18 protein-coding genes are annotated in these 20,448 nt (G+C 63.0%); 8 read left to right on the forward strand and 10 right to left on the reverse strand.

Going from position 1 to position 20,448, the window contains the following annotated elements; genetic code table 11:
- The first annotated feature begins 27 nt into the window (after positions 1-27).
- Together CJD35_RS04985 and CJD35_RS04990 are read left to right on the forward strand one after the other, a co-directional pair.
- A complete protein-coding gene (locus CJD35_RS04985; protein ID WP_095686810.1) occupies positions 28-2,598 on the forward strand; it encodes a TonB-dependent receptor in 2,571 nt (856 codons plus the stop codon).
- Positions 2,592-4,712, forward strand: coding sequence for an Atxe2 family lasso peptide isopeptidase (locus CJD35_RS04990; protein WP_095686811.1), 2,121 nt, complete (start codon positions 2,592-2,594; stop codon positions 4,710-4,712). Before CJD35_RS04985 ends, CJD35_RS04990 begins: the two co-directional genes overlap by 7 nt.
- Positions 4,713-4,888: 176 nt before the next feature.
- Here the strand turns inward: CJD35_RS04990 and CJD35_RS04995 are convergent, their stop codons facing one another.
- Positions 4,889-5,584: a hypothetical protein gene (locus CJD35_RS04995; RefSeq protein WP_095686812.1), complete on the reverse strand. Its 696-nt coding sequence runs from the start codon at positions 5,582-5,584 to the stop codon at positions 4,889-4,891.
- 166 nt (positions 5,585-5,750) lie between these two features.
- Between CJD35_RS04995 and CJD35_RS05000 the strand changes: the two genes are divergently transcribed.
- Positions 5,751-6,691, forward strand: a protein-coding gene (locus tag CJD35_RS05000) for an IS630 family transposase (RefSeq protein WP_244917217.1) whose coding sequence is annotated in 2 segments (ribosomal slippage) — positions 5,751-6,096 and positions 6,096-6,691 — 942 coding nt in all. Because the reading frame shifts where the segments join, the coding sequence is not laid out codon by codon here.
- Here the strand turns inward: CJD35_RS05000 and CJD35_RS05005 are convergent.
- The 4 genes from CJD35_RS05005 to CJD35_RS23555 all read right to left on the reverse strand — a co-directional run bounded on the left by CJD35_RS05005 (position 6,663) and on the right by CJD35_RS23555 (position 9,384).
- Positions 6,663-6,848, reverse strand: coding sequence for a hypothetical protein (locus tag CJD35_RS05005; RefSeq protein ID WP_095686814.1), 186 nt, complete (start codon positions 6,846-6,848; stop codon positions 6,663-6,665). The two genes, CJD35_RS05000 and CJD35_RS05005, sit on opposite strands and share 29 nt — an antisense overlap.
- A 95-nt stretch (positions 6,849-6,943) precedes the next feature.
- The gene (locus CJD35_RS05010; RefSeq protein WP_157742274.1) at positions 6,944-7,084 is read right to left on the reverse strand and encodes a hypothetical protein; all 141 of its coding nucleotides are present in this window, start codon (positions 7,082-7,084) and stop codon (positions 6,944-6,946) included.
- A gap of 84 nt (positions 7,085-7,168) precedes the next feature.
- On the reverse strand, positions 7,169-9,121 hold the full coding sequence (locus tag CJD35_RS05015; RefSeq protein WP_095686816.1) for a DUF3732 domain-containing protein: 1,953 nt from the start codon (positions 9,119-9,121) through the stop codon (positions 7,169-7,171).
- Positions 9,118-9,384, reverse strand: coding sequence for a three component ABC system middle component (locus CJD35_RS23555; protein WP_420876371.1), 267 nt, complete (start codon positions 9,382-9,384; stop codon positions 9,118-9,120). Before CJD35_RS23555 ends, CJD35_RS05015 begins: the two co-directional genes overlap by 4 nt.
- Here CJD35_RS23555 and istA (CJD35_RS05020) point away from each other — a divergent pair.
- From istA (CJD35_RS05020) to CJD35_RS05030, 3 genes are all read left to right on the forward strand, one after another.
- A complete protein-coding gene (istA, locus tag CJD35_RS05020; protein ID WP_095686817.1) occupies positions 9,375-10,886 on the forward strand; it encodes an IS21 family transposase in 1,512 nt (503 codons plus the stop codon). The genes CJD35_RS23555 and istA (CJD35_RS05020) overlap by 10 nt on opposite strands.
- Positions 10,873-11,601, forward strand: a complete 729-nt coding sequence (istB, locus tag CJD35_RS05025; protein ID WP_095686818.1) for an IS21-like element helper ATPase IstB — start codon at positions 10,873-10,875, stop codon at positions 11,599-11,601. The genes istA (CJD35_RS05020) and istB (CJD35_RS05025) overlap by 14 nt, the downstream gene beginning before the upstream one ends.
- 312 nt (positions 11,602-11,913) lie before the next feature.
- Positions 11,914-12,981, forward strand: a complete 1,068-nt coding sequence (locus CJD35_RS05030) for an alpha/beta hydrolase (protein ID WP_095686819.1) — start codon at positions 11,914-11,916, stop codon at positions 12,979-12,981.
- A gap of 161 nt (positions 12,982-13,142) precedes the next feature.
- Here the strand turns inward: CJD35_RS05030 and CJD35_RS05035 are convergent, their stop codons facing one another.
- The 3 genes from CJD35_RS05035 to CJD35_RS05045 are packed head-to-tail and all read right to left on the reverse strand — an operon-like array spanning position 13,143 to position 16,098.
- Positions 13,143-14,702, reverse strand: a complete 1,560-nt coding sequence (locus CJD35_RS05035; RefSeq protein WP_216628944.1) for an AMP-binding protein — start codon at positions 14,700-14,702, stop codon at positions 13,143-13,145.
- Entirely contained in the window at positions 14,699-15,373 is a 675-nt protein-coding gene (locus CJD35_RS05040) for a hypothetical protein (RefSeq protein ID WP_157742275.1), read from the reverse strand. The genes CJD35_RS05035 and CJD35_RS05040 overlap by 4 nt, the downstream gene beginning before the upstream one ends.
- The gene (locus CJD35_RS05045) at positions 15,370-16,098 is read right to left on the reverse strand and encodes a phenylacetate--CoA ligase family protein (RefSeq protein WP_095686821.1); all 729 of its coding nucleotides are present in this window, start codon (positions 16,096-16,098) and stop codon (positions 15,370-15,372) included. The genes CJD35_RS05040 and CJD35_RS05045 overlap by 4 nt, the downstream gene beginning before the upstream one ends.
- Positions 16,099-16,149: 51 nt before the next feature.
- On the opposite strand from CJD35_RS05045, the gene istA (CJD35_RS05050) reads away from it, so the two are divergent.
- A complete protein-coding gene (istA, locus tag CJD35_RS05050; protein WP_095686817.1) occupies positions 16,150-17,661 on the forward strand; it encodes an IS21 family transposase in 1,512 nt (503 codons plus the stop codon).
- A complete protein-coding gene (istB, locus tag CJD35_RS05055; protein WP_095686818.1) occupies positions 17,648-18,376 on the forward strand; it encodes an IS21-like element helper ATPase IstB in 729 nt (242 codons plus the stop codon). Before istA (CJD35_RS05050) ends, istB (CJD35_RS05055) begins: the two co-directional genes overlap by 14 nt.
- Positions 18,377-18,481: 105 nt before the next feature.
- Here the strand turns inward: istB (CJD35_RS05055) and CJD35_RS05060 are convergent, their stop codons facing one another.
- Both CJD35_RS05060 and CJD35_RS05065 read right to left on the reverse strand, forming a co-directional pair.
- A complete protein-coding gene (locus CJD35_RS05060; RefSeq protein ID WP_174703638.1) occupies positions 18,482-18,907 on the reverse strand; it encodes a three component ABC system middle component in 426 nt (141 codons plus the stop codon).
- Positions 18,904-20,172 (reverse strand): ABC-three component system protein, encoded by a 1,269-nt coding sequence (locus CJD35_RS05065; RefSeq protein ID WP_216628945.1) that lies wholly within the window; start codon positions 20,170-20,172, stop codon positions 18,904-18,906. Before CJD35_RS05065 ends, CJD35_RS05060 begins: the two co-directional genes overlap by 4 nt.
- Positions 20,173-20,448 lie beyond the last annotated feature (276 nt).

The following is a 20,448-nucleotide window of genomic DNA, read 5'->3' on the forward strand; positions in this document are numbered from 1 at the left end:
ACGTGGCCAGGGGGGAGACACAGGGTAATGGTTCGATTTGACGCAAGATATCTGTTCAACAGCATCGCTGCCGTGGCCCTGGTGGCGGGCCCTTCGGTCGCGCGAGGTCAGGACGTAAAGCGCCATTCCTTTGAAGTACCGGCGCAAGACTTGGGCGCGTCACTCAAGGCGCTGGCACTTCAATCCGGCATCACCGTGCTGGTCGACAGCAAGATCGTGGCAGGCAAACAGGCCCCGGCGCTTCACGGTTTCTACACGGTCGAGGAAGCGCTGCGCATCCTGCTCGACCGATCCGGGCTGGCCTACACGCCCGTCGATGGCGGCTTTGCCGTGCGGCCGGCTCGCACAAGCCGTGACGGCAGTTCGACAAATGATGGTCAGGATATCGTCGTCACGGGAAGCCGGCTGCGTGGGGCCGCGATTGCTTCGCCGGTCGTCCGGATCGGTCAGGGAGATATCCGCGATTCCGGCCAGACCGGCCTTGGCGATGTCGTCCGCCGTATCCCGCAAAGCTTCGGAGGCGGGCAAAATCCCGGGATCGGCATGAATGTCCCCGACGCCAGCGGCGTCGACGTGGGTGGGGGATCATCCATCAATTTGCGCGGTCTTGGAAGCGATGCGACGCTCACGCTGCTCAACGGCCGGCGTCTCGCCTATACCGCAGTTCGGCAGAGCGTCGATGTTTCGGGCATCCCGGTTTCCGCGGTCGACCGCATCGAGGTCGTTCCGGACGGCGCTTCGGCGATCTACGGCTCGGACGCGGTGGCCGGGGTCGCCAACATCATCCTGCGCCGGGACTATAATGGTCTCGAAACCAGCGCGCGTCTGGCCGGTACGACGGATGGCGGTGACTTCCAGCAGCAATATGGCGCGCTTGCGGGGCGCACATGGGCGTCGGGCGGGCTGTTCGCCGCCTATGAATATGGCAGCAACACTGCGATCCGCGCGAGCCAGCGGTCCTACGCCGCGACACGCTCCCCAGGGCTCGACCTGTACCCAGCGCTGCGCCATCACAGCGTCGTTGCCAGCGGGCACCAGGACCTGGGCGGCGGCCTGACCTTCTCGATCGATGGGCTCTACAATATCCGCTGGAGCGACCTGACATTCCCGACGGTGGCGGGGGGTAATCTCGACGAGGGCAAGGCGACCTTCTCGTCGGTCGACAAGTCCTTCGGCGTCGCGCCGACCCTTACGCTCGATCTGTCCGGCGGCTGGCAGATTACGCTTGGCGGGACCTACGGCAGGGAACGGGTCGACTATCATCAGGTCGAATGCGCCCTCGCGGTCTGCGGCGATTCCGGCCCCAGCTTCTATCGTAACACGGCCAAATCAGTCGAGATCAATGCCGATGGCGACCTCTTCCGCCTGCCCGGTGGCGTGGCCAAGATCGCCGTTGGCGGCGGCTATCGTGACATCGGCTTCCAGCGGTTCGTCGGGTCAGGGAGCGCGGTCAATACCGTCGCCGCCCAGGACAATCTGTTCGCTTTCGGGGAATTGAGCCTCCCCTTGATCGGCCCGGATCAGAATCTGCCGCTCATGACCAAGGTCGATGCCAGTGCCGCCCTGCGCTATGAGCGTTACCCCGGCATCGGCGAAGTCGCCACGCCCAAGCTCGGTCTGTCATGGGCGATGACGCCCGATATCAGCCTGAAGGGAAGCTGGGGCAAATCCTTCCGGGCGCCAACGCTCTATCAGCAATATCAGCCACGCGCGGTCTACCTGTTTCCTCCCGCAGCGCTGGGGGCGACGGGGACATCCGCAAGCGCGGGGGCCATTCTCATCCTCGGTGGCAATCCTGATCTCAAGCCGGAAAAGGCGACGACCTGGTCGACCACGCTTGCCCTGCATCCGCGCGCATTGCCGGGCGCGAGCCTCGAAATCAGCTATTTCAGCGTACGCTATCGCGACCGGATCGTCTCCCCGATCACCTTGCTGGCCCAGGCCTTGAGCAATCCCATTTACCGCGACCAGATCATCTTCAACCCGAGCGCTACGCAACAGGCGGCCGCCATCGCCAGTGCGGGCACCTTCCTCAACATCACCGGCGTGCCTTATGATCCGGCGAACGTCGTCGCGATTGTCGACAATGCCAATCTCAATGCCGGTCGGCAGCGCGCGAGGGGCGTCGATGTGCTGGCAAGCTACAATGCGGCGATTGCGCCAGACCAGCGACTGCGCCTGTCGCTCGACATCGCCTATCTCGAAAGCGACCAGCAACTCAGCGCTGGTCAGCCCACCTATGACCTTGCCGGCACCATCTTCAATCCGCCCCATTGGCGCGGACAGGCTGCGGTCGCATGGACTGGCCGCAATCTCACTCTGGCGGCCAACGGCAATTACACCGGCGGTGTCAGTGACACCCGCTCGACACCGGCCGTGCGCATCGGTTCGATGACCACGCTCGACCTCACCGCACGCTACCGGCTCGATCCCGAGGCTCCGCTCGGAGGGCTCGAATTCAGCCTGTCGGTCCAGAACCTGTTCAACGACAAGCCCGATCCGATCGCGACCTCGATACCCTACGATACGCCTTACGACTCGACCAACTATTCTCCGGTTGGCCGGATGATCGCCTTCGGGATCACCCGGCAATGGTGAGCGTAGACGTACCGGGTCGCCTCGGCCTTGCGGCCTTGTGTCTGCTGTTTCCCGCCGCGGCGTGGGCGAACTGCGAAGATGTGCTGCCGACGCATGAAGCATCGAGTACCGCGAACCGCAACCTGACGGCAGCGGACCTCATCCAGCTGCGCGAGATCGGCGATCCCGATTCCGCGGTTTTCAATGGCCCAAGCCCGTTCGCGGTCTCGCCGGACGGCAGTCGTATCGCCTATATCATCAACCGCGCGGATCTCGCGACGAACAGCTATTGCCGCGCACTGGTCATCAGCGAACTGACGGGTGTCGGCCCACCGGATATTGTCGATCGGGGCGGCGAACTCATCAAGATCATGGACGTGCAGCGCGGCTTCTACCTGCCGAGCGGCGCCGCGCGCACCATCGTTCCGTCCTGGACACCTGACGGGCGCAGGATCGCCTATCTGCGGCGCGACCATGGCGTCACGCAGGCGTGGGTGGCACAGGCGGACGGCGGCGGCGCACACGCGGTCACGCGCTCTGACGTCGATGTCGAAGCCGTGGCCTGGAGCAACGATGGGACCCGGCTGCTCTATGGCACGCGCAAGGGAGCGGCGGCCGTGCGGGAGGAGCTTGATCGCGAGGGCCAGTCAGGGTGGCTGTACGACCGCAGGGTCTCGCCCGAGATTTCCGCACGGCCGCTCACCCCGGCCACCGAAGCGCTGGACGTCAGCGCCGTCGATTTGCGTACTGGCGCGGTCATGCCTGCAGATGCCGCAGAGCAATCGGCAGTCGAACGCGCCGCACCTGCCGACATGCCGGTGGATCCTGAAGCCATCGGTGCTGACGGCCGCAAGGCGCATCTCGAGCGTTCGAACACTTCGCCACTGACGCCCGCGAGGCTCGTTGTCACGAACGGCGACAGCAGTCGGCGCTGCGACGCCGAGGCCTGTGCGGGCGGAATCGTCTCCCTCTGGTGGCAAGGCGCATCGGTGCTCATTCTGCGCCGGGAAGGCTGGGCCAAGGAAGCGATGGCGCTCTATCGCTGGCGACCCGGCGCTGCCCGTACCACCGCCCTGTTGCGCACAACCGACGTGCTGCACGGCTGCGTGATGGCTGGTACCGAGCTAGTCTGCGCCCGCGAAGACAGCAGCACGCCGCGAAAGGTGGTTGCCATCGACACTGCGGACGGCCGAATGCGCACCATTTTCGATCCCAATCCCGAATTTTCCGGCATTCGCCTGGGTTCCGTCACTCGGCTCCGATGGCGGAACGATCTTGGCCTGGAAGCATGGGGTGACCTGGTCCTGCCGCCGGGGCACAAGCCCGGAGAGAAACTGCCGATGGTCGTCGTACAATATCATAGCGACGGCTTTCTGCGCGGTGGCACCGGCGACGATTATCCGATCTTCCTGCTCGCCCAGCGCGGGATCGCCGTGCTCAGTACCGAGCGGCCCAATTTCTTCGCCGCTGCCTTTCCCCAGCTCAAGACTTGGTACGAGATCAATGCCGCCAATCAGAAGGACTGGGGTGAACGCCGTAGTCTCCTCTCATCGGTGCTCACAGGCGTGCGCATGGCAGTTGATCGTAGCGACATCGATCCCGCGCGCGTGGGCATCACGGGCCTGAGCGACGGCGCGTCGACCGTTGCCTTCGCCTTGATCAACTCCAAGGCATTTGCAGCCGCGGCGCTCAGCACCTGTTGCATGGAACCCAACACCACCGCCACCTATGGCGGCATCGCTTGGGCGAAGTGGCTGCGCGGCATGGGCTATCCGCCCGCCACCCAAGACAATCCAGGCTTCTGGCGCGACATGTCACTGGCCCGCAATGCTGCCCGGATCGATACGCCGCTGCTCATGCAACTCGCCGACAATGAGTTCCGACTGGCGCTCGAAGCCTTCGGCGCCCTTCACGAGCAGAACAAGCCGGTGGAGATGTATGTCTATCCCAACGAATTCCACGTGAAATGGCAGCCGATCCACCGGCGCGCCGTCTATGAGCGCAATCTGGACTGGTTCTCCTTCTGGCTGCAAGGCCGGGAAGATTCGGATGCGGCCAAGATCGCGCAATATCGTCGCTGGCACACCATGCGATCCGGTGCACAGCCTTCACCTGAGCCGGTTCCAGTCCGCTAGTTTGCTGATATCTGTCTGACCTATTTGAGGCAGAAAATCGAATGGTCACCCGCGTTTGCGGGAAATCATCTGCCTGCGCCCGACCAACGTAATGTCCGAGAACGCGCAACTGCCAGCCCCAGCCTTCACCACTTGCTCACCGACATTATCGCCGACCATCGTCTGGAACGACCGGACTAGAAGCCCATTGCATCGAGCTCCATGACGTCGAGCAATTTCTGACGATCTTCGGCGCTTGTCTGGCGCAGAGTGCGCTGGCTCATAGCCATGTAGAAGTCGATCATGCGATCGTGCGCTGCCTGCGAGTATTTGGTCGATCCGCTTCTCAGCTCGTTGATGTAGCCGGTAACGCGACGGATGAAGATCAGCGGATTGCAATAATCGGTGATGTCGTCCCATCCTTCTGTCAAACCAAGGCGAAAGTTTTTCCGTTCCATCTTGTCGCCGCACTCACCTTTGCAGACGAATGAGACGCGCTCGACCACCCGTTCGTCATGATCTTCTTCGGTCTGCGAGCCGAACGTGATCATCCCGCTATATTGTTCGGTCAGAGACGACTTGAGCAAATCCTTGCCGCAAACATCGCAGGGCAACGGCTGGTAGGTTCCAAGAAGCGGGTGAATCGGACGGAGAGTAGTGTGGCTTTGCGGCAAGTGTTGTAGCAACACGCCCGAGAGTCCGACGTCGTGGAAGCCGTTCTCGATCCGTGAACCGTCGTATATCTCGAATGCCTCTACCTTTCCGTTGTCACGAAACTCCTTCAGTTTGGTCATGAGCGCCGCACTTGCCGTCGTCGAGTAAAAGCCGATGAAGCCGTGGGCCTTATATTGCTCGAGCCGGTCGACAATGTTTACCTCGTCGGCGTTTCCCACCGCCTTTTTGCTGACCGCAAAGTGTTTGCAACTGACCAGCCACGTGAAAGGCCGGGAAGCGAGCGCCCCCTTTAGAGCGGTTTTCGACCGTTCTGAATCGGTCTGGGATTCCCTTCGGGCGCGATTTCTGATTCAGAATCCGTGCTGGTGAAGGAGGCCGGCATGGATGGCTCTTTCGATGGATTTGCGCACTCGGCTGTTGGCAGCGGTGGACAGTGGATCGAGTTGCCGTGCTGCGGCGGCCCGGTTCGGTGTTGCACCATCAACGGCGGTCCGTTGGCGGGCACAGCAGCGCGAGACGGGTGACATTGCCCCAAAGCCGCGCGGCGGGGATATGCGCTCGCGGCGGGTGGAAGAGCGGGCAGTGGACATTCTGGCCATTTGGGAGGAGCGTAGGGACATCACCCTCGAAGAACTACGTCTGGCGCTTGCGGACAAGGGCATGGCCGTTTCCGTGGCCGGGCTACATCGCTTTTTTGTTCGCCGTGGCCTGACGCGCAAAAAAAGACAGGCCATGCGATAGAGCAAGATCGACCAGACGTCCTGAAACAGCGTCAGGACTGGTTCGAGGGGCAACTCGATCTCGAACCGGAGCGCCTGGTCTTCATCGACGAAACCTGGACCGCCACCAACATGACCCGCAGCCACGGTCGTTGCCCGAAAGGCGAGCGGTTGCGGATGGGCTTCCCGCACGGCCACCGCAAGACCACCACCCTGGTCGCTGGCCTGCGCATGACCGGCATGGTCGCGCCTATGGTGCTCGATGGACCGATCAACGGCGACTGGTTCGAAGCCTACGTCGCTCAGGTCCTCGTCCCGGAACTGCGGCCCGGCGACGTCGTCATCATGGACAACCTATCGAGCCACAAGCGCGCATCGGTGCAAGTGCTCATCGAGGCCGCAGGCGCAACCCTGCGCTTTCTCCCGCCCTACAGCCCCGACTTCAACCCGATCGAGAAAGCGTTCTCCCGCCTCAAGGCCATGCTCCGCAAAGCGGGCGAGCGAACGGTCAGCGGCCTGTGGAGCTTGATCGGCAAACTCGTCGATATCTTCCAGCCTCAGGAATGCGCCAACTACTTCAGATCGTGCGGCTATGAACCAGAATGATCGAAAACCGCTCTAGCTGCTCACGCACAAGAAGGTCCATGCCACCGTCGGGGCCGCGCGCGGGTGGAATTTCAACCACGAGTCCCAAAGCGATCAGATAGTCGCGGCAGAAAGCTTCCCAACCGTCACCATCGGAAATCTCGGTGAAGTCGATCATGCCAGTCCTTTGCTCAATTCAAGCGACTCAGTCGATATGGTTACCGGCCGAGCCGTCGGTGAGCGGATCGTCAGGCGCAATCGGCTGGTGCCGACCTATTCCAACCAGCCGAAGCTGGTTTGCCACGTCGATTTCTCCCCGTAGGAGTCCGTCCACCCCTTGGCAAGGAGCCGCTTGAGCTTGGCGCGATAGCCACGCATGACCCGCCGATAGCCATCCCACAAGCGCTTTGTCATTTGGTCCTTCGGCTCGAGTTCGTCCGCATTGCGACCGCATGGATAGCGCATACAGCTCTCATTACCGGCCTTCAGACGACGGCGTTAGTCCGCAAGTTCCGCTAGGTCAGGCCAATCTTCCGGCACAAGAGCGGGCGGCTTGGCCCAAGGGCGCTCTACCAAAGCTTCTTGGAACCAGGGATTGCGCAGATTGGCATGCTCGGTGACGATGATCTGAAAACCAGGCGCGTCTTCGCGCGCAAATCTATCGAGCAGTTCGAACAGTCGGCGCACCGCCTCGAGATCGGCGTCCTGCTCGGTTCTTTCGATCGATCCTCCCGCCGCCTCATAGGAAGCTTCCGAAGGGAAATAGACTTGGGTGGGCTGATCAATCAGTAGAAATCGCGGGATGGGCTGGTTCTGACTGGTCGCGAAGCGATGAAGCGCCAGCAAAGCCGCCAGATGATAGGCGAGATGATTCTCGCCGCCTCCGGTCCGCTGCATGAAGATCGGTCGACCGGGCCGGTCCAGCGCGACTGTCAGATTGTGCAGGTCGAAACGCGCCGGATATTGGCTGAACTCGCCACCGAGCGCCGCGACGTAGCCTGACATGTGCATCGAGATATTGTTCAGGGTCGAGGCGAGCCGCATCCCGGAATCGTCGGCACCAATGCGTTGCTCAAGATCGGCCACCCGCGCCTTCAAGCGGCGCTGCTCTTTCTCGATTCGCGCAAGCTCGGTATCGGGCAGCAGACCTTCGAGGAATAGGCTGATCCGGCCAACTACGCGAGAGGCTGCATTGTTGCGATTGCCCAACTGCACGATCACTTCGCTGGCCGCGATCGCGCTCGACAGTTCGACCTCCTTGGCCCGGATCTGATCGCCGGTCGCCTGAAGCTCACGCCGTTGCTCGTCGAGATAGGCATCGAGCTGCGGACGCTCTCCGACCACCGCGTTCATCTCACGATCAAGCGACTCCAGATCGGCGAGCAGCAGCTGTGCGATTGGGCTCTCCAGCGCAAGGTTCGTTTCCGCAAACGGCCATTGCCACTCGCCGGTCACCTTATTGATGGGCAAGGCCTTTATCGATGTCAGTCGGTCATGCTGCTCAGCCGCTTCGGTCTGGAAGCCATCAGCTCGCTTTGAATATTGCTCGGCCGCATCGAGGCGGCGCTGGATTTCTCGACGCTGTTCGCGCAGCGTCACAAGCTCATTTTCGATTTTAGTAATGCGCCTGCCATCATCCTCGGGAACCGGCGTCGGTTTCCAGTTCAGCGCTTCGCGGAGCTGATCGACGATCTTGAAGCCCGTCGCAGGGCTGGTTTGGAGTATACCGACCGCCTGCGCCTCGGAGTGCAGCCCGATCGCACGTTCCTCCGAGGTGTCGATCGCGGATTTCGCCTCGTCCAGCAGCTTGGTGTTCAGGCGGAGATCGCGCTGGGCGGTGCGCAACTGTGACTCCAGGTTGAACCGATCCCGCGACGACACGCCCAGCAATATGGGCAACGTGTCCTTGATCGTCTGCGGTTGAAACTGCTCATTCTGGCGGTAAAAAAGCTGGTCCTTGTTGGCGACGATGGTCTGTTTCTGGAACAGGTAAAAATGGGTGTGCTTGATATTGGCGTCATAGCTCTGCCGGCTACTGTCTATCGGCACGTCTGTGGTGTTTTCCGGAATACCTAGCCGCCTCGATAGGAGGGTCACGACCCCATCGTCATCGTCGTTGACGGTGAGATCACCAAACTCGGGAACGGCAACCTCGATCCCCCGGCGCACCATGGCTAGGCTGCAGCTGCTGCGCCCCAGTCCCGGGGCCGGCTTGGCGACCAACACCTCTTCGCCTTCAAAGGCATAGCGGACGGCATACCAGGAAACGCGCTCCTGGATGATGCCTTCTGGGATGTTGAAGGTCGATCGCCCCATGCAATATTCGATGATGTCCGAAAGCGCCGACTTGCCTGTCGACGAGCGTCCGGTGATCACGTTGAGACCGTCATGGAAGGGCAGGTCGCGCCTGCGACCATCATGGCTGTAGATATGGATCGATCTGATCTTCATGGCCGAACGCCCATCGTCATGTAGAGAGTGCTCCGATCGCCGACCCGGGCGAATTCCTTGCCGACGAAGCGCGCAACGCGTTGGCAGGAAACCGTTTCGGCAGTGCCGGTAACCGACTTGCGCAGGCCGTCCGGAGTTGTGGATCGGCGTGGAAAAAGGACCCCGGTAGCGGGGTGATCGGCGTCGAAAAAAGACCCCTCATCCCGGTGGTCTAGGCTGCACGCTTGGCGGTGTGTCAGGCGGCGAGATCGGGATGTTGGTATTGGAGACGGTGTTGAGGATCCGACGCGAGCACGCGTCGGGGAAGGCCATCAAGGCGATAGCGCGCGACCTGCATCTGTCGCGTGGTGTGGTGCGTAAGGCGGTTCGGGCGCCGGAGGCGGACATGGCCTACCGGCGAGAGGTTCAGCCGTTACCGAAGTTGGGACCGTTCCAGGCGCGGCTCGACGCGCTGCTGGAGGAAGACGAGGCGCGGTCCCGGCGCGAGAAGCTGCGCATCACGCGTATCCACGATCTGCTGCTGCGCGAGGGATTCGACGGCTCGTACGACGCGGTGCGGCGCTATGCGGCCCGCTGGCGGCAGGCGCGGCGTCGCGACGTGATGGATGCACCGGCGTTCATCCCGCTGCTGTTCCGGCCGGGCGAGGCCTACCAGTTCGACTGGAGTCACGAGGACGTCGAGATCGCGGGCAAGCCGATGCGGCTGAAGGTCGCCCATGTGCGGCTGTGCGCGTCACGGGCGATGTACGTGCGGGCCTATCCCCGCGAGACGCAGGAGATGCTGTTCGACGCACATGCACGGGCGTTCGCCTTCTTCGGGGGCGTGCCGACGCGTGGCATCTACGACAACATGAAAACGGCCGTGACGAGCGTGTTCACCGGCAAGGAACGGGTCTTCAACCGGCGGTTCCTGGTCATGGCCAACCACTACATGGTCGAGCCGACAGCGTGCTCGCCAGCGTCCGGCTGGGAAAAGGGCCAGGTCGAGAACCAGGTGCAGACGGCACGCGGCCGGTTCTTCCAGCCACGCCTGCGCTTTGCCAGCATCGAGGAGCTGAACGGCTGGCTGGAGGCGGAGTGTCGCCGCTGGGCGGACATGCACCAGCATCCCGAGCAGAAGGAGTTGACGGTGGCCCAGGCATGGGCTGCCGAGCGTGGCGTGCTCCAGCCGGTCGTCGCGCCCTTCGACGGCTTCCACGAGAGCGAGCACGCGGTGAGCGGCACGTGCCTGATAAGCTTCGACCGCAACCGCTACTCCGTCTCCGCCAAAGCGGTGCGCCGGACGGTGCAGGTCCGCGCCTATGCCGACCGCATTGTCGTGCGCTGCGACGGTGAAGTCGTCGCCGACCATCCCCGGTTCTTCGGGCGCGACCGGACCATCTACGACCCGTGGCACTATCTGCCGGTGCTGGTGACCAAGCCGGGCGCCCTGCGCAACGGCGCGCCGTTTCAGGACTGGGAGTTGCCGCCCGCGCTGTCACGACTGCGGCGTAAGCTCGGCGCCGGTGATGATGCCGACCGGCGGTTCGTGCGGGTGTTGGCGACTGTGCTCGACGACGGGCTGGAAGCGGTGGAAGCGGCCGTGCGCGAGGCGCTGCTGGCCGGTGTCACCAGTGACGACGTCATCCTCAACATCCTGGCACGGCGGCGCGAGCCGCCCCGGCCGCTGGTCATCGTCACGCCGGAAGACCTGGCGTTACGCCATCCGCCTCGTGCCGACTGCCACCGCTACGACAGCCTGCGAGGTCTCCATGCAGCGGCATGAGATGATGGCGGCCATGGCCGAGCTCGGGCTCAAGGGCATGGCTGGCGCCTTCGACGAGGCGGTGACCACCGGGCTGCAGCGCAAGCGCACGACGATGGAGATCCTGACCGACCTGCTCCGTGCCGAGGCGACCCACCGCCATGCAGCGTCGGTCCGCTACCGGATGTCGGCCGCCAAACTGCCGGCCGTGAAGGACCTCGATGCCTTCGTCTTCGACGACACCCCCATCAACGAGGGGCTGGTGCGCTCGCTGCACAGCGGCTCGTTCCTCCCCGGTCGGCGCAACGTCGTGCTGGTCGGCGGAACGGGTACCGGCAAGACGCACCTGGCCAGCGCCATTACCGCCAACGTCGTGCGCGCTGGCGCTCGCGGCCGCTACTTCAACACGGTCGACCTGGTGAACCGGCTCGAGGAGGAGACCCGCCTCGGCAAGGCCGGCACGCTTGCGAACCAGCTGTTCCGTCTCGACCTCGTGGTGCTCGACGAGCTCGGCTACCTGCCGTTTGCCCGCTCGGGCGGCCAGCTGCTCTTCCACCTGCTCAGCAAGCTCTACGAGCGCACCTCCGTCATCGTCACGACCAACCTCGCCTTTGGCGAGTGGCCGACTGTCTTCGGCGACCCCAAGATGACCACCGCGCTGCTCGACCGCATTACCCACCACTGCGACATCGTCGAGACCGGCAACGACAGCTGGCGCTTCAAACACCGCAGCTGACGCCCGAGGCACCCGGCAGAGAACGCTTCGCGCTGGTTGCGCCTCCGGTCGGGCTACGCCCGCCCTACGCCGCAACCAGCGCGAACGGCGCGCCCGTCATACCTGTCACGCTGCTCGACGAAGGGGGTCTCTTTTGGACGCCGATAGGGGGTCCTTTTTGGACGCCGATTGACAGACGGGGCGGTGATGGGTACCTTCGAGGAACGTAGCCGATCTTAGCAGTCCATAAACCAGATAGGAGCGCGCGGTGTGAACAGATCCCGAACTTCGACTACGCTATTAGGCGTCGGACTCGGACTTGCCGCAACGGCCGTGATTGTCGCAAGCAGAAAGCGTGACGCAGGAGCCGCGATCAACCTATTTGACGCTGCGGAAGCACGCTCGGTCAATCAAGCATCGTTCACGCAAGTTCCCATAATCAAGCAGCCCCTCCCGACGCGCGTCAAAGCACTCGCGCGCATCATGGCCGGTGCAGGCGACATTACGGTCGATCTGCTCGCGTCGGGAAAGATGGCGTCCGCAGGAAGGTCCGGCGGGGCGCTGAAGGGCGCCATCATGGGCTTCAAGCGCGACGGGGTGACGTGCGTGGACAAGTCGATCGAAGGACGCGACGGCCCGATCAAGGTGAGGATATACACGCCCGAGGCGCTCGAGACCGCGCCTCGGCCCCTCGTCGTGGAATTTCACGGTGGTGGATGGGCGGTTGGCGATCTCAGCACGGCCGATTGGATTGCGAGCACCATCGCGCGCGACCTGGACGCTATCGTCGTCTCCGTTGATTATCGTCTCTCACCTACACACCCGTTCCCGGCGGGCCTGCACGATTGCTACGATGCGCTCGCATGGGCTGCGAGTAACATGGAGATGCTCGGCGCGCGCGCGAAGCGCCTAGGCGTCATGGGAGAGAGCGCTGGCGGAAATCTCGCAGCCGCCGTAACCTTGATGGCGCGCGAACAAGGTGGACCGGTCATCGATCACCAGGTGCTTCTATATCCTGCAACAGATCTGCGGAACTCGACGCGCTCCCGACGCCAGAATATGAAAGGGCCGGTGCTCGTCGGAAATGCGCTCGACGCTTTCGAGGAGTCCTATGCCGGGAAAGGAGACCCGACGAACGATTGGCGGCTGTCGCCGCTGCGGGCGCGTGACAAGGAAAACCTACCTCCAGCGCTAGTTCAGATCGCGAGCTACGATCCGCTCTACGATGACGGCGTGGCCTATGCGGAAGCACTGCGAGACGCGGGTGTGCCGACAAGGCTCACGGCTTACACGGCCATGCCGCACGGTTATGTCAACATGCCGTATTTCTGCCGGGACGCAAAGGCGGCCATGCGGGAGGTCGTGGCGGAGCAGCGCAAGTATCTCAGAGCCGATCGATAAGGAGCGGATCCCGGGTCACGGATCGATCCGGGGTTCAGCCATCGTATCGCTAAATCGAAAAACGCGTTAGCAGAGGCCGTGCAACCAGTGTCGGCCCTCACCGACATCTGGTTACATGGCGTCTGGTTCGTCCTGGCCGGGCAGATCATGCCTTTGAGAGCCTAGCCGACGCTGGGGTACCCGCCGCCGCCATGGGCGAGATCCACAGCGGCTCGATCGACGAAGCCGCTCGAGTTACGCGGCAGAGCATCGACGAACTCCACCGTTTTCGGTTTCTTGTAACTGGCGAGACGGGCGCGGCAGTGCTCGATTAGATCTTCAGCAGTGGGCGAGGTTCCCGGCTTCCGGACGATTACCGCCTTCACGTTCTGGTCCCATGTGGGATCCGGAACCCCGATGACGCAGACATCAGCGACGCCCTCGTGCGTGCGCAGACAGTTCTCCACCTCGGCCGGGTAGACGTTCTCGATGCCCGTCTTGATCATGCCGGTCTTCGGGCCGACGAAGACGAGGCTGCCATCCGGCGCCCGCCGCCCCAGGTCGTTCGTACGATGCCAACCATCCACGACGCGACGCTCGTTCTCCTCGGGCCGGTTCCAATAGCCACACATGACAAGTGGCCCCCTAGCTAGGATCTCGCCGGTCTCCCCGTGCGCAATCTCCGTGCCTGCGTCGTCCGCGATCTTGAACTGGACGAAGGGAATCGAACGTCCCGCGCCCGTTCCCCCCATCCAAAGGACGGATGACAAGCCGCCGATCTCCGTCTGACCGTATCCCCCCATCCGCTTCATCGATGGGGCGTGCGCGGGCATAACCAAGGGGATCCGATAGTCCGAGAGCTGCGCGTCGGCGAACAACGAGGACACGTCGTACGCTCCATCCGCGTTAACCGCCCGCATCTGCGCGATCGTAGGCGGAGCGATGAAGGCGTGGGTCACGCGATTCGCCTGAATGCTTTCCAACAGCTCACTCGCGTCCACGCGCGCAACGAAGACGTTTCGACCGCCAGCGAGGAAGGTGCCAAGCGTGCCCATCATGACACCGATGTGGAACATCGGACCTGACACAAGGTAGGCGCTGTCCTCGCTGATGGCCTGAGCCATCATTCCCTGCCATGCCATGATGATCAGTGACTCGTGGCTTAGAAGCGCAGCACCGGGGCGACCGGAGAAGCCGGCGGTATAGATTGCCAGAACAGGGGTCGAAGTTTCCACGGGCTCGAAGTCGGCAGCAGGATCGGCCGTCGCCATCAGGGCTTCATATTCGTCCTCGCCCGGGCAGCCATCATGGCAGATCCAGTTACCGCTAGGACTGCGCCAGCCCGCCCTGGCTGCGCGCATGTTCGTGCCGACCTCCGCCTCCTGCCAAAACACGACCTTGGGATCGAAGTCCTCTAGAGCGAATGAGATCTCGTCCACCGACCATCTCCAATTGGCCGGACAGAAGATCGCTCCGACGCGCGCCGCCGCCAGCAGCGCCTCCAGAACCCTGAAGCTGTTCTGCCCCAGCCAGAGGATTCGGTCGCCTTTCACGACGCCTTTTGCGCGCAGGACGCCCGCGAGCCGGTTAACACGCTCGTCCAACTCTGAAAATGTGAGCGCGTGATCGCCGTCCACGATCGCGGGCATGGAGTGACGGCTGCGTGCCTGCTCGTGCAGGAGGTCGCCGAGGCCGTAACGGTGGACCGCCATGTAGGGCGCCAAGGAGGCGTGCCTGGTCATGCCGCGTCCTCCAGCTGGATCGTGAGGTCACGCGAACCGCATCGGCACGGTTTCGTGCTCGTCACGCCTCGCACTCCGGTATCAACTCCCTGGAGAGGGGTGATCAGCGGCATTCGGGAGGAAATTGAAAGCGTTTCGCCGCCCTCGAGCGACCAGTCCCGCGATGGGAAGTGCAGCCCACCCTTGGCACATTCAAATGCGATCGTAGGCCCGAGGACTATCAGTCTCCGAAGATCGACGCCTTCAATCTTCGACAGTTCATCCATGGCGTCGGGGCGGGCCCACACGGTCCGGCCGCCAAGCACGCGCGCAGGATCGTGGCCGAACATCCTCAATCCCTCGAGCGTAGGTCGATCGACACCGAAGATTCCCGTCGGCGCGAACTGTCGGCAGATGGCTTCCACGCGGCCGGCATCGAACATGCTCGCCTCCGCATTCGTGCCGTAATGCCCGGTGATCTGGATCGCCTTCTCGAAGGCGGCGAACTGGGCGACTTCGCCGACGGACGACACGGTCAAGATGACGCTTCCGGGCGCGAATCGGAAAGACTGCAGGACGCGAGCCATGCCCACGGCCTGCCGCTCGAGCTCGTCGTAGCGCGCGGGAAAGAACTCGGCCTTGCCCGACACATGGTAGCAGCCGACGACGTCGGGGCGGATGTCCATGGTCATGCCTTTGTCACCCTCGGGATCTTGTGTGGCGGGCCGAGCTTCAGCAACTCCTGCTCGTCAAGGAGCTCGATGGCGAGCGGCACGCCCAGAGCTGCAAAGATCTGGTCGTGCAGACGAAGTCGGAGGGAGGCCTCCGGCGACGTCAACCGCGACACGTCGTAACCGACTCGCAGGCGCAGCGTTGCCATCTCGCGATCGGTCCGCACGATCTGGAAGAGCGCTCCCCTGGTTTCGGTGTGTACCTCCACGAGGCTCATGATCTCTCGCGGAAGGATCGAGCGTCCCTCGATGAGGATCTGGTCGCTCGCGCGCCCAAGAACCTTGAAGCGCGCGTGATTGCGCCCACACCCGCATGGGCTGCGGTCTATGGTAGTCAGATCCCCCGTGGCGTAGCGGATCAGCGGAGCCATGCGGTCGACAAGCGTCGTCACGACCAGTTCCCCGACCTCGCCGTCGGGGACTGGTTGGCGCGTAACGGGGTCGATCGCTTCGATGAACGCGATGTCCTCGTAGGCGTGGAACCCATCGTGCATGCGGCACTCGGTAGCTCCGGCGACGTCACCCAGACTCGTGGTCTCGAACATTTCGAAGCCCCAGCTGTCTGTGAGCGCCTTCAGCCGGCCGGAAAGTGGCTCCCCTCCGAAGATTGCCCCTTTGTAGTGTGGATCGGCGTGGAAAAAGGACCCCGGTAGCGGGGTGATCGGCGTCGAAAAAAGACCCCTCATCCCGGTGGTCTAGGCTGCACGCTTGGCGGTGTGTCAGGCGGCGAGATCGGGATGTTGGTATTGGAGACGGTGTTGAGGATCCGACGCGAGCACGCGTCGGGGAAGGCCATCAAGGCGATAGCGCGCGACCTGCATCTGTCGCGTGGTGTGGTGCGTAAGGCGGTTCGGGCGCCGGAGGCGGACATGGCCTACCGGCGAGAGGTTCAGCCGTTACCGAAGTTGGGACCGTTCCAGGCGCGGCTCGACGCGCTGCTGGAGGAAGACGAGGCGCGGTCCCGGCGCGAGAAGCTGCGCATCACGCGTATCCACGATCTGCTGCTGCGCGAGGGATTCGACGGCTCGTACGACGCGGTGCGGCGCTATGCGGCCCGCTGGCGGCAGGCGCGGCGTCGCGACGTGATGGATGCACCGGCGTTCATCCCGCTGCTGTTCCGGCCGGGCGAGGCCTACCAGTTCGACTGGAGTCACGAGGACGTCGAGATCGCGGGCAAGCCGATGCGGCTGAAGGTCGCCCATGTGCGGCTGTGCGCGTCACGGGCGATGTACGTGCGGGCCTATCCCCGCGAGACGCAGGAGATGCTGTTCGACGCACATGCACGGGCGTTCGCCTTCTTCGGGGGCGTGCCGACGCGTGGCATCTACGACAACATGAAAACGGCCGTGACGAGCGTGTTCACCGGCAAGGAACGGGTCTTCAACCGGCGGTTCCTGGTCATGGCCAACCACTACATGGTCGAGCCGACAGCGTGCTCGCCAGCGTCCGGCTGGGAAAAGGGCCAGGTCGAGAACCAGGTGCAGACGGCACGCGGCCGGTTCTTCCAGCCACGCCTGCGCTTTGCCAGCATCGAGGAGCTGAACGGCTGGCTGGAGGCGGAGTGTCGCCGCTGGGCGGACATGCACCAGCATCCCGAGCAGAAGGAGTTGACGGTGGCCCAGGCATGGGCTGCCGAGCGTGGCGTGCTCCAGCCGGTCGTCGCGCCCTTCGACGGCTTCCACGAGAGCGAGCACGCGGTGAGCGGCACGTGCCTGATAAGCTTCGACCGCAACCGCTACTCCGTCTCCGCCAAAGCGGTGCGCCGGACGGTGCAGGTCCGCGCCTATGCCGACCGCATTGTCGTGCGCTGCGACGGTGAAGTCGTCGCCGACCATCCCCGGTTCTTCGGGCGCGACCGGACCATCTACGACCCGTGGCACTATCTGCCGGTGCTGGTGACCAAGCCGGGCGCCCTGCGCAACGGCGCGCCGTTTCAGGACTGGGAGTTGCCGCCCGCGCTGTCACGACTGCGGCGTAAGCTCGGCGCCGGTGATGATGCCGACCGGCGGTTCGTGCGGGTGTTGGCGACTGTGCTCGACGACGGGCTGGAAGCGGTGGAAGCGGCCGTGCGCGAGGCGCTGCTGGCCGGTGTCACCAGTGACGACGTCATCCTCAACATCCTGGCACGGCGGCGCGAGCCGCCCCGGCCGCTGGTCATCGTCACGCCGGAAGACCTGGCGTTACGCCATCCGCCTCGTGCCGACTGCCACCGCTACGACAGCCTGCGAGGTCTCCATGCAGCGGCATGAGATGATGGCGGCCATGGCCGAGCTCGGGCTCAAGGGCATGGCTGGCGCCTTCGACGAGGCGGTGACCACCGGGCTGCAGCGCAAGCGCACGACGATGGAGATCCTGACCGACCTGCTCCGTGCCGAGGCGACCCACCGCCATGCAGCGTCGGTCCGCTACCGGATGTCGGCCGCCAAACTGCCGGCCGTGAAGGACCTCGATGCCTTCGTCTTCGACGACACCCCCATCAACGAGGGGCTGGTGCGCTCGCTGCACAGCGGCTCGTTCCTCCCCGGTCGGCGCAACGTCGTGCTGGTCGGCGGAACGGGTACCGGCAAGACGCACCTGGCCAGCGCCATTACCGCCAACGTCGTGCGCGCTGGCGCTCGCGGCCGCTACTTCAACACGGTCGACCTGGTGAACCGGCTCGAGGAGGAGACCCGCCTCGGCAAGGCCGGCACGCTTGCGAACCAGCTGTTCCGTCTCGACCTCGTGGTGCTCGACGAGCTCGGCTACCTGCCGTTTGCCCGCTCGGGCGGCCAGCTGCTCTTCCACCTGCTCAGCAAGCTCTACGAGCGCACCTCCGTCATCGTCACGACCAACCTCGCCTTTGGCGAGTGGCCGACTGTCTTCGGCGACCCCAAGATGACCACCGCGCTGCTCGACCGCATTACCCACCACTGCGACATCGTCGAGACCGGCAACGACAGCTGGCGCTTCAAACACCGCAGCTGACGCCCGAGGCACCCGGCAGAGAACGCTTCGCGCTGGTTGCGCCTCCGGTCGGGCTACGCCCGCCCTACGCCGCAACCAGCGCGAACGGCGCGCCCGTCATACCTGTCACGCTGCTCGACGAAGGGGGTCTCTTTTGGACGCCGATAGGGGGTCCTTTTTGGACGCCGATTGACAGTCCGGAGTTGCCTTTAGCCGCCCGTGCGCGTCAACCGTAAACAGGCCCATTTGCATTAGGAAGCCTAAAGCCTCGAAGGCGTAGGGCAGCAAATCGGTAGTCCGACGCGCAAAGCCGACGAGCAGCTCGGGGTGAGACGCGATGAGCTTCAGGAGATAGCTACGATTGCCGGCATGCAGGATGTCTCGGGAGCGTTTGTGAAGACAGAGAGGCAGCACTAGCAGCACGAGCGAAAAGGGCATGCCGCGTTCGTCCTCTTCCTCATAGCCGCACAGCGCGCGCATCAGGATAAGGCCGCAAAAGGCAGGGTTGAAGAGATTGCGAATCTCAAACGGTCGTTCGTCCAATCGCTTCATGCAGCGATCCCAAGCAATTGTTGCAGGCGGTCGAGGAAGCGGGGATGCCAAAAAACGCGCGGTCTCGGGCTCGCATTGGCAAGAATGTGGAATGCACCGCGCACGACATAGGGTTCGGTGACGCGCTCACGAATGCGGAGCGTTGAAGTTTCCATCTCGGCCCAACGGTAGAGTTCTTTCCCCGCTACGAGGCAGGCCTCGTCATTGCCGGTGTCGCTTAATTGCTCGAAAACGATCTCGCGGTAGCGCGACCACTCGTCGATCAGCCGATCCTCATATTCCTCGATTTCACCCGAAATCAGCAAACTCTCGCGTGCCCAGCTCGAGCGCTGCTCGAAAGCGCGATAGTAGTCGATGATGGCATTGCGGATGCGGGTCGCCGAGAGATCGAGGATGCGCAGTTGTTCGACGAACAGCCGCGGATCGTTGGCGACGTCGATTTGACCGTCGGGAAGGCGCCCCCGGAAGGTGATTGGCAGATTGTCGTTGCGATACTCCTCGGCGATCGCGGAAAGCTTGTCAGAGACCTCGTAGCCGTAGATTGGCTCCTTGCGCTCACCGCTCAGCATCTTGATCGCGAGATCCATCCACCAGCCTTCGAGGCGTTCGAACACGGCCGTACGGGATTCCCGCCGGATGGTGCGCAGGTGGAGGTTAATCAAAGCCGGCAAATCGGTGATCCGGGGTGTCGCGTCGATGATCGTAATGCGGCTGTAGAAATCGTTGAGCTCGTCCTCACTCAATTGGTCGAGTTCTTCGCGTATCTTGCCGATTAATGCGGATGTGCTGGTGGCGAGCACTGCCCGCGCTTGCTCGACCCGATCGTCATCACCAGCCGCGCTTTCGGTGAACAGGCTGAGGAACGCGCCCTCGCTTAGTTCGGCTGTCGAAAATAGCAAGAAACGGCCGTTCGATGCGATGCCGCCAGTCTTGCGATAATAAGCTAACCAAATTCGGACCGATTTCCAGAAATCGGTCGATAGATTGGTTAGCTTGTCGCCTCCCGCTTTGTGCTTGAGCGAACCAAGTGACCGAATACCGCTTTCAGAGATGAACTCGATATCATCTTCCTTCTCAAGGAAGACTGCGCTACTCTCGGAAAGCTCCAATATCTTCAGCAGTGCAAATCGCGGCTGAAAAATGTAGCCCAGGCCTTGTTCGGCCGCTGAAAAAGGCGAACCAGCATCGCCCATTATCGACGAAACCCGGTCAAGTTGCTTCGGCGTCGTCGCTGCTGCATCTGCCCCCCGGCGTACTGCCATCATTGAGATTCACGATAATTATTCCAAGCTTCGACCAAAGCAACCGATGATTTTGGCAAGCTGGCTTGATCTGACCCGACTACCAGTCTGTGAGGACAAGATTCTTTGATGTCTGCTTTCAACGGCTGCCAACTCGCTGCCCGCCCAGTTGCAGGCACAAATCCTGCTCAGGGGATCGTTCGTTTATTGTCGGGCTTCGCCGATGAAGCTGCAGCTGAACCTGCCGCGCGGTAGCGGCGGGTAAGTCGCATGTTCAAGCCATACGAGCAGCGGAGAATG

The organism is Sphingobium xenophagum (genome assembly GCF_002288285.1).
Classification (GTDB): domain Bacteria; phylum Pseudomonadota; class Alphaproteobacteria; order Sphingomonadales; family Sphingomonadaceae; genus Sphingobium; species Sphingobium xenophagum.

What these genes read in the sequence shown, in the direction of transcription:
- CJD35_RS05045 (WP_095686821.1), bottom strand. Translation starts at nt 16,098, where the DNA reads ATGAGGGGTCTTTTTTCGACGCCGATCACCCCGCTACCGGGGTCCTTT.
- CJD35_RS05065 (WP_216628945.1), bottom strand. Translation starts at nt 20,172, where the DNA reads ATGATGGCAGTACGCCGGGGGGCAGATGCAGCAGCGACGACGCCGAAG.
- istB (WP_095686818.1), top strand. Translation starts at nt 17,648, where the DNA reads ATGCAGCGGCATGAGATGATGGCGGCCATGGCCGAGCTCGGGCTCAAG.
- istB (WP_095686818.1), top strand. Translation starts at nt 10,873, where the DNA reads ATGCAGCGGCATGAGATGATGGCGGCCATGGCCGAGCTCGGGCTCAAG.
- CJD35_RS05035 (WP_216628944.1), bottom strand. Translation starts at nt 14,702, where the DNA reads ATGACCAGGCACGCCTCCTTGGCGCCCTACATGGCGGTCCACCGTTAC.
- CJD35_RS04990 (WP_095686811.1), top strand. Translation starts at nt 2,592, where the DNA reads ATGGTGAGCGTAGACGTACCGGGTCGCCTCGGCCTTGCGGCCTTGTGT.
- istA (WP_095686817.1), top strand. Translation starts at nt 9,375, where the DNA reads ATGTTGGTATTGGAGACGGTGTTGAGGATCCGACGCGAGCACGCGTCG.
- CJD35_RS05010 (WP_157742274.1), bottom strand. Translation starts at nt 7,084, where the DNA reads ATGACAAAGCGCTTGTGGGATGGCTATCGGCGGGTCATGCGTGGCTAT.
- CJD35_RS05060 (WP_174703638.1), bottom strand. Translation starts at nt 18,907, where the DNA reads ATGAAGCGATTGGACGAACGACCGTTTGAGATTCGCAATCTCTTCAAC.
- CJD35_RS05015 (WP_095686816.1), bottom strand. Translation starts at nt 9,121, where the DNA reads ATGAAGATCAGATCGATCCATATCTACAGCCATGATGGTCGCAGGCGC.
- istA (WP_095686817.1), top strand. Translation starts at nt 16,150, where the DNA reads ATGTTGGTATTGGAGACGGTGTTGAGGATCCGACGCGAGCACGCGTCG.
- CJD35_RS05005 (WP_095686814.1), bottom strand. Translation starts at nt 6,848, where the DNA reads ATGATCGACTTCACCGAGATTTCCGATGGTGACGGTTGGGAAGCTTTC.
- CJD35_RS05040 (WP_157742275.1), bottom strand. Translation starts at nt 15,373, where the DNA reads ATGACCATGGACATCCGCCCCGACGTCGTCGGCTGCTACCATGTGTCG.
- CJD35_RS04985 (WP_095686810.1), top strand. Translation starts at nt 28, where the DNA reads ATGGTTCGATTTGACGCAAGATATCTGTTCAACAGCATCGCTGCCGTG.